This is a genomic window from Flavobacterium aeripolare, assembly GCF_013294025.1.
Taxonomy (GTDB): domain Bacteria; phylum Bacteroidota; class Bacteroidia; order Flavobacteriales; family Flavobacteriaceae; genus Flavobacterium.
Genome location: NZ_JABSNL010000002.1, coordinates 329,393 through 342,913 on the forward strand (window position 1 = coordinate 329,393; position 13,521 = coordinate 342,913).

Sequence of the window (13,521 nt, forward strand, 5' to 3'; positions counted from 1 at the left end):
CGTCTGGTAGTAGCCTTAAAAATTTGTAGCTTAGCGGAACAAATTATACACGTATTCTAACCAGTTAAATTAACCACGTAATGGCTGAAGAAAAAAAACCTAAGAATGTTTCTGTCCCTTTGACAACCGCTGAGGTATGGACAAAAAATTATCGAGATGATGTAAGTAGTAATCGCCCAAATAAAAAAGTTAATTCGTACCTAGTAAATCGAGAGACATTAGAAAAGGTATTGCAATTAAACACTTCAAAGGTGCGAGTATATGTTGGCGTCAACGACAAAAAAGAAAATACCTTAATTTTCGTGGGTGCTGAATTAGAAGAAAAAACAGCTATTTACAGAGATGTCTTTGGTACCGATGAAAGCTGTGTTGAGGGTGAAAATTCAGATATAGTTTTTGATTTTTCAGAACCTAATCCTCCAGGTAAAGGAGATAATAAAAGTCCCTTAAACTAAGTATCGCCTTGCATTTTTACATCATTGATTTTGGTTACCTATTATTGTTTATCAACATTGTAGTTTATAGTAAAGGGTATGTCCATGGTGACAAATCCTATAAGCTGTTTACGATTTACTTATTAGGTACTGCTGTAATCCAAATTATTTCAAAAGTTTTAGTTGAAATAAATTTGACTAATTTATTTTTATCCCATTTTTATTTCGTTGGGCAGTTTGTTGCATTGAGCTTATTTTTCAAAAGTTTATTTCCGTCAAGGTCGCAACAAAAAATAGCCAACTATTTACTGTATTTGGGGTTGGCTGTACTTGCTATTCAATATGCAATCCAGCCTGACGTATGGTTTAGATTTAATTTATTCGAAATCTTCGTAACGGCATTTCTAACAATTGTATTGGCAGCCATGCATTTATTCAATATGCTCACCACAGATAAAAAGTACTATTACTGTACCATTGGTATCTTGTTCTATTTGTTCAGTAGCACCGTGTTGTTTATTGTGGGTAATCTTACTGTTTTTTTAAGTAAGGAATACCAACTCTTACCTTGGACCTTAAATGCTTGTATGGTTGTGATCTATCATCTTTTTATTCTATTCGAATGGAAGGTCAGTTTTTACAATAAAAAAAATAACAGTCTATCATGAAAGTAAGTCACGCTTATGAAACCGAAATTGTAGCCGCAATTTTATACACTTCGCTCTTTTTTGTAATTCTATCAGTAGGGTTGATCATTTTCTTTTACTATTCGAGAAAAAGAATTATTAAAAATGAACTAGAAAAAAAGGATTTAGAACTGCATTTTCAGCAGCAACAGCTCTATGCAGTAATTGTTACGCAAGAAGAAGAACGCAAACGAATTGCACAAGATTTACATGATGATATTAGTGCTAAGCTTAATGTGGTCTCTTTAAATAGCCATTTACTAAATAGTCCTAATTTAACTGCCTCAGAAACAACAGAAATCACTGCAAATATTGTAAATTTGACTGCAAAGGCGCTTGAAAGCACGAGAAGGATTGCACACGATTTACTGCCTGCAGTATTAGATAAATTTGGTTTGCATGCGGGTATAGAAGAGCTGTGTGCGGATTTTAATAGTAGTAAACAAGTAACAGTATTGTATGAAAATAATATTGAGTTTGATGCTGCTGATAAAGACAAACACTTGCACGTTTTTAGAGTTTTGCAGGAATTGATTAATAATTCTATACGTCACGGATCAGCGACTCATATTAAAATCGTCTTTGATCGTGAAGGAACACTAAATGTTTGTAACTACAGTGACGATGGTTGTGGTTTTGATGCTTTAGATATACGAAACCAGCACGGCCTAGGAATGAAGAATATATCTAGTAGGATAGGTTTTTTAAAAGGAGTGATTACAATTCACTCTGAACAAAAAAAAGGAGTTCAGGTTATTTTTAAATATTAAAATATGGCAGAGACTATAAAAGTACTTTTAGTTGATGATGAAATCTTGTTTAGAAAAGGGGTTCGTTTCATTTTAGAGCGAGAGGAAGATATTGCGATTTTACATGAAGCAGCAGATGGAGTCGAGCTTATATCGTTTTTAGAAAATAACGATACGCACCCTGATGTGATTATTACTGATTTAAAAATGCCACATCTTAATGGTGTTGAGGCAACAAAATATATTCATACTCACTTTCCTAACATAAAGATTGTCGCATTGTCTAGTTACGATAGTAAGTCTTTTGTGGCTAATATGATTGATGTAGGCGCAGTTTCTTATCTCATTAAAAACGCCACGCCACAGGAACTTTTAAAAACGATCAGAGAAGTATATCACGTGGGTTTTTACTACAACAGCTATGTAATGGAAATTATTAAAGATACGGTTAATAAGAATCTTAATATAAAATCATTAGAAATCAACCTGACTACAAGAGAAAGTGAAATCCTACAATTGATTTGTGATCAAAAAACTACTTCCGAAATTGCTGATCTACTTTTTTTAAGTCCGCGCACAGTTGAGGGGCACCGTAACAATTTATTATTGAAAACAGCCTCTAAGAATATTGCAGGATTAGTGGTATATGCAATTCAAAATAAGGTGGTGCTTATTTAGTGGTTTAACTTAACATGAAGTGAATTGCAAGTGCAAAGTACGTTATAATACAAATAACGAGAAGGCATACAGCTCCCTTCTTAAATAATTTTACATATTTATTTTCTAAATTATTTCTGTAATTTTCCATTTGCCCTTGGTCTACTTTAGTAATATTCAAATCTACTGCTTCCCTTGCTATAGTGTAAGCGTATTTATACCCTATTGTGATTTAATTTTTCTAATAGTTTGCAAAATAATACGTGCTAAACAAATGGGAGAGTAGCTTAATTAGTATCTTTCTCTATATTAAACAAATGACGACAATGAAGACACGATTAACGATTTTATTATTGATACTATTTTCTTTTTCAGTGCGCGCATCTTACATTTTACTACCTATGGATGAAAGCTCTCAAAAAAATCATTTAAAGGCGTACGGGATAACTTTTTGGAGTTTGTCTAAAAATTACAAAGCAAGCTGGTTACTCAATTATCGTGGCGGTTCGTTTTTGCTACCTGATGCTAGCGAAATTAGGAAAGAATGCCAAATAAGAGGGGTTAGTTTCGAAATCCTCTCTGACGCGGAGCAAGAGAAAATTAGCAATGAAATAGCGAGTCCATCACAAAATATGGAGACTGTTTTACTAGAGCGCGTACCTAAAATAGCAGTCTACACCCCAAAAGGAAAGAAACCATGGGATGATGCAGTTACACTAGTTTTAACGTACGCAGAGATACCTTTTACCGCTATTTATGATGAAGAGGTTCTTAGTGATCAATTGGTACTATACGATTGGTTACACTTGCATCATGAGGATTTTACAGGACAATATGGTAAGTTTTTTGGTGCCTATCGCAATACGCCTTGGTATGTAGAGCAAAAAAAAGAAAGTGAAGCTCTTGCTCAAAAATTAGGTTACAGTAAAGTGTCTGAAGAAAAAACAGCAGTTGCAAAAAAGATTAGAGATTTTGTTATAGGTGGAGGCTTTATGTTTGCAATGTGTTCGGCTACTGATAGTTTTGATATATCCTTAGCGGCTGATGGAGTAGACATCTGCGAACCTATGTTTGATGGTGATGGCAGTGATCCTAACTATCAATCTAAATTAGATTACAATAACTCCTTTGCTTTCAAAGATTTTATTCTCGAACGTCGCCCTGAAAAATATGAATTTTCAGATATTGATGATACTGATAGTAGGCTAGTAACCCCAGATAAAGATTATTTTACCTTAATGGAATATTCAGCAAAATGGGATCCTATTTCAAGCATGCTTTGTCAAAATCATACCCAATTAGTAAAAGGTTTCATGGGGCAAACCACAGCGTATAATCCAGATCGAATTAAGTCGAATGTACTTGTAATGGGTAAGTGTGAACTTAACGGCGAGGCTCGCTATATTCATGGTGAAAAAGGCAAAGGAATGTTCACTTTCTATGGTGGTCATGACCCGGAAGATTTTCAGCATCGAGTAGGTGATTCACCTACCGTACTAGATCTACATGCTAATTCACCAGGGTATCGTTTGATATTGAATAATGTGCTTTTTCCAGCCGCACGAAAAAAGAAACAAAAAACATAGCGCTTTCATGCTTTAACTAATTTTAGATAATGGACTACGTAAATATATTAAGAGACATTACCACCGAACTAAAAGATTATGTTTCTACAGGTGCTGTCACAAATACAATCCCAGAACTTGCAAAGGTTGATCCTACTAAATTTGGTATGCATCTCACTACAATCGATGGAGCAAACTACGGAGTAGGTGATAGCCAAGATCGATTTTCGATTCAGAGTATTTCAAAGGCTTTGACAGTAGCGCTCGCTTTTTCTCATGGTGGCGAAAAGATATGGAAACGAGTAGGCGTAGAGCCGTCAGGAACAGCTTTTAATTCATTGATACAGTTAGAATACGAAAAAGGGATTCCTCGCAATCCATTTATTAATTCAGGTGCTATTGTGATTGCTGACATGCTAGTATCTTGCTTGGATAATCCCAAAGAAGATTTCTTAAAGTTCATACGCATGATTTCTGGTAATCCAGACATTACTTTCAATCTTGCAGTTGCGCAATCAGAAAAGGATACTCGTTTTAGAAATGCAGCTTTGGCTAATTTTTTAAAATCTTTTGGAAATATAGAAAATGACGTCGACGAAGTGCTAGATTTTTACTTTCATCAGTGTTCGATTGAAATGAATTGTAGTGAACTAGCGGCAGCTTTTTTCTTTTTTGCAAATGAAGGTAAAACTAGAGAAGGACAAACAATTTTGACAACCAGCCAAGTAAAAAGACTAAATGCTATTATGCAGACTTGTGGATTTTATGATGAGTCGGGAGAATTTACTTATAAGGTAGGATTACCGGGCAAAAGCGGAATTGGAGGCGGAATTGTAGCTTTGTACCCTAAGAATTTTGTGGTGGCTACTTGGTCTCCCAAACTAAATAAAAAGGGGAATTCAGAACTAGGAATGCAAGCTTTAGAATTACTAACCACAAAAACCGAAATGTCGATATTCTAGTTATTAACTCCTGTAGAAAAGGCATCCTATTGATTTGTATTTAAAAATTAATAAGATATAACGTCAGGCAGTTTTAGGTGGTGTAAATAATTAAAAAATCATTAAAGTAGTTTAAAAGATAGCCAGATAGGAGTATGATCAGATATTTGACGGGCAAGCTGTAGCGAATTAAAATCGGTATAAAAGGGTAGAACTCCTGCTTGAATTTGCTGTACTCGATTGTAGTTGTAAAATATGTTATCAAACTCAGATGCTAAACAGTCTTTATTAATGCAGCGGTGCTTTAATGATGTTTTTTGATTGGTAAAAATAGGTTTGTAGTTCATTTTTTTCAACGGATTGAAAACACTGTGCGACTGCGGGCAGTTGAAATCCCCTACAAATAGCAGATTTAATGTTGGATACTCTTGTGGTAAAAACTTAAAATATTTTATTTCTGTTTCGGGTTGCTTGCTTTTTGTAATAGCATGAAAGTTGACAACTGTAAAGTATTTTCCTTGATAACTAAACGTGGCAAAATAAGGTTCGCGGTCAATTTGGTTTTGATATTTAATTTCTAACCAAGACTTCCCTATTTTTTTAACTGCACTCGGTTTCCATAAAAAAGCATATCGTTCTGTTTTATAAGCACTGCTCACAGTAGGAGTGCTTATGTCGTACTGCCATTGGGTACCTTTTCTATTTAAAGCTGCTGCTAATCTAGCAACTGCTTGCGCACCACCGTAACCAGCTACCACTTCTTGAATTGCTACTACATCATAGTTGCGAATTGTTTCAGCGATATACGTTATTTCAGCATCAGATTTAGATTTACCCAAATTTTCAATGTTCCAAGAAAGCAATTTCACTTGAGCAAATAAACCGCTAAATGAGAGTAATGTTAATACGATTAATAGTTTGTTCATTGGATGATTATAAGTTCTAAAAAGAATGTAATAGAATTTTAGCAAGTTTTAGAAAGAGAAAATTCAGCTAATTATTAGAATAAAAACAGGTCGTTACTAGAGTACTGCAATCTGAAATCATTTCTGTTTTTTGAGCTAGCTAGAATGTTGCTCTTTGATTTGATTTCGATAATAATAGCTAAGCTAGTTAACAGTTGTTTCAACTATTTACGGGCTCAATAAAAGTGTTTTAATTATCGAAGGATTATATTCACTTAAATAAAAAGGACGATAAGTAAATGCTTATCGTCCTTTATGATTTTTGGTTTTGTATGCTAATTATGCTTTCTTTTTTGCCGAAAACACAAAGTAAAGTCCAATTACTATGAAAGGAATACTCAACCACTGTCCTGTAGAAAGGATGTTTCCTAAGTCGCTTTCAAAGCCACCTTGACTTTCTTTTACTGATTCAACAACGATTCTAACTGTGAATAGTAATGTAAGGAACAATCCAAATAAGTAACCAGATTTTAATCTAGCATCAGTTTTCCAGTATAAAAAGAACAAAGTCGCAAAAACGAAAATATAGCAGAATGCTTCGTATAATTGTGCTGGATGCCTTACGGGTACTTGAGCTAAAATTGCTGAAAATTTCGGGTCGTGCGCAATAGCAGCGTAAGCCGCATTATAGTCTGAAATTTGTGTTAGTTTCATTGCTTCTAATGGTGAAAACTGTTCACGTAAAAACTTAATCCCAAAAGAAGAAGTTGTTTCTTTACCGATTATTTCAGAGTTAAAGAAGTTTCCTAAACGAACAAATATTGCACCACTTGCTACAGGGATTACTACTCTATCTAAAATCCACAATAGCGGTTTGTGTAATACTTTTTTACTAAAGTAATACATCGCTAATATAATTGATATCGCCGCTCCATGACTCGCTAAACCTTGAAAACCGGTGAACTCCCAGCCATCGATGAAACCAAATAATGTAGCGTTTACATTTTCTCTAATGGGTAAAAAGATTTCGACTAAGTGATTTCTAAAATATTCCCAATCGTAGAAAAGCACGTGTCCTAATCGAGCTCCTATTAAAGTAGCAAGAACAGTCCATATAAATAACGAATCTAATTTTTCTATTGACTCACCCTCACGTTCAAAGATGTTTTTCATGATATACCAGCCTAGTCCAAAAGCAATTACGAACATGAGACTGTAAAAACGAATCACGAAGAAACCTAAATCAATTCCCTCCATTGGATTCCAAACAATATTTAAAGCGTGTGTCATTATTTTTTAATTTTTGTAAAAATACATTTTTTGAATCCATTTTGAAGTCTTAGTACTATAAAAAGTTAAGTGCTTCATATAAAACGACAATGCTAATGATTGCAATTTTTTTTAGGTACGGGATCATATCCAGTTCTTCCCCAAGGGTTACAACTTACAATCCTTTTTAACCCTAAATAGCCGCCATAAAATAATCCATGTTCCTTCAATGCTTGTATCATATAGGTCGAGCAAGTAGGCTCAAATCTACAGGAAGCAGGCGTTAATGGTGATATGACAAGCTGATAAAAGCGCACGATCACTAAGAATGGAAAAATGAGAATTTTTTTCAGCATTTTTTTTAAATTCAATAATCGTTATACCGAAAACGTAGTACCTTCTTTGCCGTCTTTTAGTTGAATTCCTAATACAATTAATTGGTCTCTAATTTGGTCAGACAGGGCAAAGTTTTTATCTGCTCTAGCTTGATTGCGCATTGCAATTAACATATTGACAGTTCCCTCTAGCTTGTCAGTATTACTATCGGCAACTTTTTCATCTTCTAATCCTAATACGTCAAATACAAATGCTTGCATTGCCGTAGTTAATGTTACAAGATCAGCTGCGGTCACTGTTTCTTTTTTATCATTGATTAGATTGATAAAACGAACACCTTCAAATAGATTAGCAATTAAAATAGGCGAGTTAAAATCATCGTTCATGGCATCGTAGCAGCTTTGTTTCCATTCCTCGATTGCTAGCGAGCTTGTAGCGCTACTAGGCAATGACTTCATTGTATCAAGCGCCTCCATTAATCGTTTGTACCCTTTTTCTGCGGCAACGATTGCATCATCAGAAAAATCTAGTATGCTTCTATAATGTGCTTGTAGCATAAAGAAACGAGCCACAGATGCAGAAAATGCTTTGCTTAAAATTGCATTTTCTCCTGTTAAGATTTCTCTTGGTAAGATATTATTACCAGTAGATTTTGCCATTTTCTTACCGTTTAAGGTAAGCATATTAGCATGCATCCAGTAATTTACTGGAGTTTGACCTGTACAAGCTTCGTTTTGAGCAATTTCGCATTCATGATGAGGAAATTTTAAATCCATTCCGCCTCCATGAATATCAAAGTGATTCCCTAAATATTTTGTACTCATTGCAGTACATTCAAGGTGCCATCCAGGAAAACCATCGCTCCATGGTGACGGCCAGCGCATAATGTGTTGCGGTTCGGCTTTTTTCCATAGCGCAAAATCCTGCGGGTTTCTCTTGTCAGATTGTCCGTCTAGATCACGCGTATTGGCTAGCATGTCTTCGATGTTACGACCACTTAAACGTCCGTAGTGATTAGTCTTATTGAATTTAACAACATCAAAATAAACTGATCCATTTGCTTCATATCCAATCCCTGAATCTACTATTTTCTTGATAATTTCAATCTGTTCGATAATATGTCCAGTAGCTGTTGGTTCAATACTTGGTGGTAAAAAATTAAAAGCTTTTAGAATGTCATGAAAATCAATAGTGTAGCGTTGTACTACTTCCATTGGCTCTAATTGTTCTAACCTTGCTTTTTTTGCAATTTTATCCTCACCGTCTTCTTGATCATCTACAATATGACCAACGTCTGTAATGTTCCTAACATAACGTACTTTATATTCTAAATGTAATAAGTATCTAAATATAACGTCAAACGACATAAAAGTACGCACATTACCTAAGTGTACATTGCTATAAACGGTAGGTCCGCAAACATACATACCAATGTTTCCTTCGTTGATGGGCACAAATGTTTCTTTTTCTCCCGAAAGAGAGTTGTATATTTTTAGTGTTTGACTTGTATATAAAGGCATGTATTTATTCGTTTAATTATTTGAATTGTTTATCTGTTTAGTTACTTTACTACTAAATAAATAAACGATAGTATCATTTATTGCAGTTGATGATAAACTTCCTAATCATTATGAAGTTATAGTGTGGATTTGACTCTACTTAAACCTAATTGTCAATTTGATTCTTGCTAAAACTAATGCTCTCGAATGGCACGAAAATTAAGTTATTTAAACGAAAAAACGTGGCAGAGATTTGCCTTAACCAAGTAAACAAATTGACAATTAAATAGCTATTTAGAACTTTGTATCTAGTTTGATATAGTCTAAAAATTCTCTTCTAGCTTGCGGTTCCTTAAACTTTCCTCCAAATTCAGATGTTACGGTGCTGCTTTCAATATCGTTGATTCCTCTAGAATTTACACAAAGGTGTTTTGCATCAATTACGCAAGCAACATCATCAGTACCTAAAGCTCTTTGTAACTCTTGAACAATTTGCATTGTTAAACGCTCCTGAACTTGTGGTCTCTTTGCGTAATATTCTACAATACGATTCATCTTAGATAAACCAATAACTCTTCCGCTAGAAATGTAAGCCACGTGTGCTCTTCCTATAATAGGTAGTAAATGGTGCTCACAAGTAGAGTACAAGGTGATGTTTTTTTCGACTAACATCTCTCCATACTTATAATTATTTTCAAAAGTAGAAGCCTTTGGTTTTTTATCAGGATTTAAACCGCCAAATATTTCTTTTACAAACATCTTAGCAACACGATTAGGTGTTCCTTTCATGCTATCATCTGTCAGGTCCATACCTAAAGTCAATAGAATGCTTTCAACGTCTTTTTTTATTTTTTCAATTTTTTCATCATCAGTAATGTCAAATGCGTCGTCTCTTACTGGATTTGTTGCACATGAAGCGATATGGTTATCACCTATTTCATCATGTAATTCGTCATTATTTATCATTAAAAGCTACTATTATTGTGTGGATATTTTTAAGGCGTAAAGATAATTAATAAAAACCAAACAATTTGTAAAGGTTTTATTAATTAATAAGGTCTTTTTATTGCCGTTGAATTGGGGCAACAACAAGCTTAAAAACATAGAAAAAGGCAGTAACAAATTTCTTGCTACTGCCTTTTAAGTGGGGACAAATGATGATTATTAGTAATTACTTGCAATCATCACTCTTGTTATAAGCTAAAACTGTAATTATCTAGCATTGTAAGCTACGATTGCTTCTTTTAAAATTTGGACAGCTTTGATCAAGTCCTCTTTTTGTAAAACGTAGGCAATCCTTACTTGGTTTAAACCAACACCTGGTGTCGAATAAAAACCTGCAGCAGGAGCTACCATAACAGTTTCACCATTAAAATCGTAACTCTCAAGTAACCATTGTGCAAAAATATCTGCATTGTCGATTGGTAACTCTGCGATGCAATAAAAAGCTCCCTTAGGGTTCGCTACTTTGACGCCTTCGATTTTATTTAATTCAGCTACTAGAGTGTCTCTACGTTCTCTATATTCAGAAATTACTTCGTCAAAATAACTTTGTGGTGTGTCTAATGCGGCCTCACTTGCAATTTGAGCAAATGTAGGTGGGCTTAGTCTTGCTTGTGCAAATTTCATTGCCGTCGCCATTAGTTCTTTGTTTTTAGAAACAATACAACCTATTCTAGCTCCACACATGCTGTATCTTTTAGAAACCGAATCAATCATGATTGCGTTTTCCTCTAATCCAGGAATATTCATCACTGAGTAGTGTACATCACCATCATAAGTGAATTCTCTGTATACTTCATCAGCAATTAAAAATAAATCATGCTTCTTTACGATTTCTGCAAGCTGCATCATTTCCTCTTTCGAATACAAATAACCTGTTGGGTTTCCTGGATTACAAATTAAAATAGCCTTAGTCTTAGCAGTGATTAGTTTTTCAAAATCTGCAATAGGAGGTAAAGCAAAACCAGTATCTATAGAAGAGATTACGGGAACAACTGTTACACCTGATGCTGTAGAAAATCCATTATAATTTGCGTAAAATGGTTCTGGTATAATAATCTCATCACCTTGATCCATGGTACTTCCCATAGCAAAAAGTAAGGCCTCTGAACCACCTGTTGATATAATGATATCTTCAGGGTTTATAGGTAAACCTGTATTTTTGTAAAATTGAGACAGCTTGTTTCTATAGCTTTCAAAACCAGCAGAATGGCTGTACTCTAATATTTTAATGTCAATATTTTTTACCGCTTCAATAGCTACTTCAGGAGTTTTAATATCCGGTTGACCAATGTTCAAGTGGTATACTTTGTTTCCTTTTTTCTTAGCGATTTCTGAGTAAGGTACTAATTTACGTATCGGTGATTCAGGCATTTGAGCACCTTTGTTTGATATTTTAGGCATAGTTATAATTGTTGAATTGCAAATTTGCGAATTTTTTTTTGAACTAAGTATTCGCAATCGATGTAAATATTGTTAAAATAAAATATATAAGGTTATTTTTTGTTAACTTTATGAAAATCAACTACTATGAGACTTCTTGCCTTAACTGTTTTGTTGTTTCTAGCACATACCTCTTTGCAAGCACAATCAGATTTTGTTTTTAAAAACGCTCACAGTCGCGTTGCCATACCGTTCCAGCTTATAGACAATCTCATCTTTATTCCATTAATTGTAAATGGTGTCGAACTCACATTTATTGTAGACTCAGGGGTTGAAGAAACGGTATTGTTCAGCCTCGAAGACAAAGCTGTTGAGCTCAAGAATAAAAAAACGATTCGCCTAGTAGGATTAGGCAGCGATGAAGAAATAGAGGGACTAAAATCTATAGGGAATACTATTGAAACTAAAAATTTACGTTCTACTAACCACTTAGTGTATGTAATACTTAATCAGGATTTTAACTTGTCATCTCATGTGGGTATTCCTGTAAATGGTATTATTGGCTATTCTTTTTTAAAAAATCATTTGGTCGAAATTAACTATAAAAAGCAGAAAATTTTCCTGTACAAAGAAAGTAGTAAACGCCGTATAAAAATAGCCAAAAGATATACTGAAATCCCGCTGAATATAGAAGCTTCAAAACCATACTTGTATGAAAATGTCACCTTGAATAATAAAGAAATTCCCGTAAAATTGCTTGCCGATTTAGGTAATAGTGATGCCTTGTGGTTGTTTCAAGATGCCAATAACCAAGTGACGTTACCTAATAAAAATTATGACGATTACTTAGGTCAAGGCTTTAGTGGAGAAATTACTGGTAAGCTAGCAAAAATTAGTAGTTTTGAAATGGCGGGCTATACATTTAAAACACCTGTAGTCGCTTTCCCAGATAGCCTTTCGACCAAACATGTAAAGATGGTTGCAGATAGAATGGGATCCATCGGTGGAGAAATATTTAAGCGTTTTAAAGTTGTATTCGATTATAAAAATAATGCGATGTATTTAAAAAAGAACGGTAATTTTAACTTGCCTTTTTTTTATAATAAAAGCGGTATCGAAATTAAACATATTGGAATGGAGTGGGTAAAAGAGACGGTCCATTTAAAATTTGAATCGACGACCTCTGATTACAAAACAATCAAAAGCGAGGACGGTAATTACAAATTTAAATTTAGCTTAAAACCTATTTATGTTGTGAGTGCGCTTCGTAAAAATTCTCCCGCAGCAAATAGTGGACTCCTCCCCGGAGATATTTTAGTTAGAATCAATGGTAAAAAAAGTAATCATTACTCTTTAAAAGAATTGAGTACATTGATTAAAACGCAAAAAGAAAAATGGCTGGCAGTAGAAGTAAGTAGAAACAATCAGTTGTATCATTTCAATATAGAATTAAAAGATTTATTATAAAAAAAAGCTCCTTGAATTGGTGTTCAAAGAGCTTTATATTGTTAATTCCTTACGATTAGTTAGCGACAACTTCTCCTTTAATTTTTAAAGGAATTCTCCCTTCTGGATAATTGACAGCATTAGATTCTACTGTAATTGTTTTTCTTATTGGTCCGGGAACCATGTTGTATTTTACTTCAATCTTTCCTGATTTTCCAGGTAGTATAGTATCATTTTGCTTTGATAATATGGTGCAACTTGATGTTGATTGTACTCCTGAAATTAAAAGTGGCGCATTACCTGTGTTTGTAAATATAAAAGAGCGAACTCCGCTGTCTTGTCCTTTTTTAACGGTTCCGTAATCAAGGGTATTGTTATCTTCTTTAAATTCTATTTTAGCTCCGCTCTGTGCAAATCCAATACCGCTAAATAATGCTACTGCTATTACTGTGGCTATTTTTTTCATTTTCATTGTGTTTATATAGTAAATATAGTTTGTTTTAATTACTGCACAAATTTTTATTTCTCTTTTTATAGTGTACTTAATTATTTACTTTTGTTCCCAATAAGAATTACAATAATTAGACCAAAGTAAAATAGCACGTCATGTATAGTGTTTGTTTTACTGTCGTTGAGTGATATAGCGAGA

The 13,521-nt window shown here is 34.1% G+C and carries 14 protein-coding genes; 7 read left to right on the forward strand and 7 right to left on the reverse strand.

Annotation, left to right across the window (positions count from 1 at the left end; genetic code table 11):
* Nucleotides 1-80 precede the first annotated feature (80 nt).
* From HNQ00_RS03850 to HNQ00_RS03875, 6 genes are all read left to right on the forward strand, one after another.
* The gene (locus HNQ00_RS03850) at nt 81-455 is read left to right on the forward strand and encodes a hypothetical protein (protein ID WP_173837011.1); all 375 of its coding nucleotides are present in this window, start codon (nt 81-83) and stop codon (nt 453-455) included.
* A gap of 8 nt (nt 456-463) precedes the next feature.
* A complete protein-coding gene (locus HNQ00_RS03855; RefSeq protein WP_254598434.1) occupies nt 464-1,102 on the forward strand; it encodes a hypothetical protein in 639 nt (212 codons plus the stop codon).
* On the forward strand, nt 1,099-1,890 hold the full coding sequence (locus HNQ00_RS03860) for a sensor histidine kinase (protein ID WP_173837012.1): 792 nt from the start codon (nt 1,099-1,101) through the stop codon (nt 1,888-1,890). The genes HNQ00_RS03855 and HNQ00_RS03860 overlap by 4 nt, the downstream gene beginning before the upstream one ends.
* A gap of 3 nt (nt 1,891-1,893) precedes the next feature.
* Nucleotides 1,894-2,547, forward strand: coding sequence for a response regulator transcription factor (locus HNQ00_RS03865; RefSeq protein WP_173837013.1), 654 nt, complete (start codon nt 1,894-1,896; stop codon nt 2,545-2,547).
* Between the two features lie 305 nt (nt 2,548-2,852).
* The gene (locus HNQ00_RS03870) at nt 2,853-4,112 is read left to right on the forward strand and encodes an asparagine synthetase B (protein WP_173837014.1); all 1,260 of its coding nucleotides are present in this window, start codon (nt 2,853-2,855) and stop codon (nt 4,110-4,112) included.
* Between the two features lie 29 nt (nt 4,113-4,141).
* Nucleotides 4,142-5,053, forward strand: coding sequence for a glutaminase (locus HNQ00_RS03875; protein WP_173837015.1), 912 nt, complete (start codon nt 4,142-4,144; stop codon nt 5,051-5,053).
* Between the two features lie 101 nt (nt 5,054-5,154).
* Here the strand turns inward: HNQ00_RS03875 and HNQ00_RS03880 are convergent, their stop codons facing one another.
* The 6 genes from HNQ00_RS03880 to HNQ00_RS03905 form a co-directional block, all read right to left on the reverse strand.
* A complete protein-coding gene (locus tag HNQ00_RS03880) occupies nt 5,155-5,958 on the reverse strand; it encodes an endonuclease/exonuclease/phosphatase family protein (RefSeq protein WP_173837016.1) in 804 nt (267 codons plus the stop codon).
* A 318-nt stretch (nt 5,959-6,276) separates the two neighbouring features.
* The gene (lgt, locus tag HNQ00_RS03885; RefSeq protein WP_173837017.1) at nt 6,277-7,227 is read right to left on the reverse strand and encodes a prolipoprotein diacylglyceryl transferase; all 951 of its coding nucleotides are present in this window, start codon (nt 7,225-7,227) and stop codon (nt 6,277-6,279) included.
* A 92-nt stretch (nt 7,228-7,319) separates the two neighbouring features.
* Nucleotides 7,320-7,562, reverse strand: coding sequence for a membrane protein insertion efficiency factor YidD (yidD, locus tag HNQ00_RS03890; RefSeq protein WP_173837018.1), 243 nt, complete (start codon nt 7,560-7,562; stop codon nt 7,320-7,322).
* A 21-nt stretch (nt 7,563-7,583) separates the two neighbouring features.
* Entirely contained in the window at nt 7,584-9,062 is a 1,479-nt protein-coding gene (gene cysS / locus HNQ00_RS03895) for a cysteine--tRNA ligase (protein WP_173837019.1), read from the reverse strand.
* 273 nt (nt 9,063-9,335) lie between these two features.
* The gene (gene folE, locus HNQ00_RS03900) at nt 9,336-10,007 is read right to left on the reverse strand and encodes a GTP cyclohydrolase I FolE (RefSeq protein ID WP_173837020.1); all 672 of its coding nucleotides are present in this window, start codon (nt 10,005-10,007) and stop codon (nt 9,336-9,338) included.
* A gap of 246 nt (nt 10,008-10,253) precedes the next feature.
* Nucleotides 10,254-11,447, reverse strand: coding sequence for a pyridoxal phosphate-dependent aminotransferase (locus HNQ00_RS03905; RefSeq protein WP_173837021.1), 1,194 nt, complete (start codon nt 11,445-11,447; stop codon nt 10,254-10,256).
* A gap of 126 nt (nt 11,448-11,573) precedes the next feature.
* On the opposite strand from HNQ00_RS03905, the gene HNQ00_RS03910 reads away from it, so the two are divergent.
* Nucleotides 11,574-12,893 carry a retropepsin-like aspartic protease gene (locus HNQ00_RS03910; RefSeq protein ID WP_173837022.1) on the forward strand — a complete coding sequence of 440 codons (1,320 nt, stop codon included), beginning with the start codon at nt 11,574-11,576 and terminating at the stop codon, nt 12,891-12,893.
* A 55-nt stretch (nt 12,894-12,948) separates the two neighbouring features.
* Here the strand turns inward: HNQ00_RS03910 and HNQ00_RS03915 are convergent, their stop codons facing one another.
* Nucleotides 12,949-13,338 (reverse strand): DUF1573 domain-containing protein, encoded by a 390-nt coding sequence (locus HNQ00_RS03915; protein WP_173837023.1) that lies wholly within the window; start codon nt 13,336-13,338, stop codon nt 12,949-12,951.
* Nucleotides 13,339-13,521 lie beyond the last annotated feature (183 nt).

Coding starts and splice junctions, on each gene's coding strand:
- HNQ00_RS03850 (WP_173837011.1), top strand. CDS start 81: ATGGCTGAAGAAAAAAAACCTAAGAATGTTTCTGTCCCTTTGACAACC.
- HNQ00_RS03860 (WP_173837012.1), top strand. CDS start 1,099: ATGAAAGTAAGTCACGCTTATGAAACCGAAATTGTAGCCGCAATTTTA.
- HNQ00_RS03865 (WP_173837013.1), top strand. CDS start 1,894: ATGGCAGAGACTATAAAAGTACTTTTAGTTGATGATGAAATCTTGTTT.
- HNQ00_RS03870 (WP_173837014.1), top strand. CDS start 2,853: ATGAAGACACGATTAACGATTTTATTATTGATACTATTTTCTTTTTCA.
- HNQ00_RS03875 (WP_173837015.1), top strand. CDS start 4,142: ATGGACTACGTAAATATATTAAGAGACATTACCACCGAACTAAAAGAT.
- HNQ00_RS03880 (WP_173837016.1), bottom strand. CDS start 5,958: ATGAACAAACTATTAATCGTATTAACATTACTCTCATTTAGCGGTTTA.
- lgt (WP_173837017.1), bottom strand. CDS start 7,227: ATGACACACGCTTTAAATATTGTTTGGAATCCAATGGAGGGAATTGAT.
- yidD (WP_173837018.1), bottom strand. CDS start 7,562: ATGCTGAAAAAAATTCTCATTTTTCCATTCTTAGTGATCGTGCGCTTT.
- cysS (WP_173837019.1), bottom strand. CDS start 9,062: ATGCCTTTATATACAAGTCAAACACTAAAAATATACAACTCTCTTTCG.
- folE (WP_173837020.1), bottom strand. CDS start 10,007: ATGATAAATAATGACGAATTACATGATGAAATAGGTGATAACCATATC.
- HNQ00_RS03905 (WP_173837021.1), bottom strand. CDS start 11,447: ATGCCTAAAATATCAAACAAAGGTGCTCAAATGCCTGAATCACCGATA.
- HNQ00_RS03910 (WP_173837022.1), top strand. CDS start 11,574: ATGAGACTTCTTGCCTTAACTGTTTTGTTGTTTCTAGCACATACCTCT.
- HNQ00_RS03915 (WP_173837023.1), bottom strand. CDS start 13,338: ATGAAAAAAATAGCCACAGTAATAGCAGTAGCATTATTTAGCGGTATT.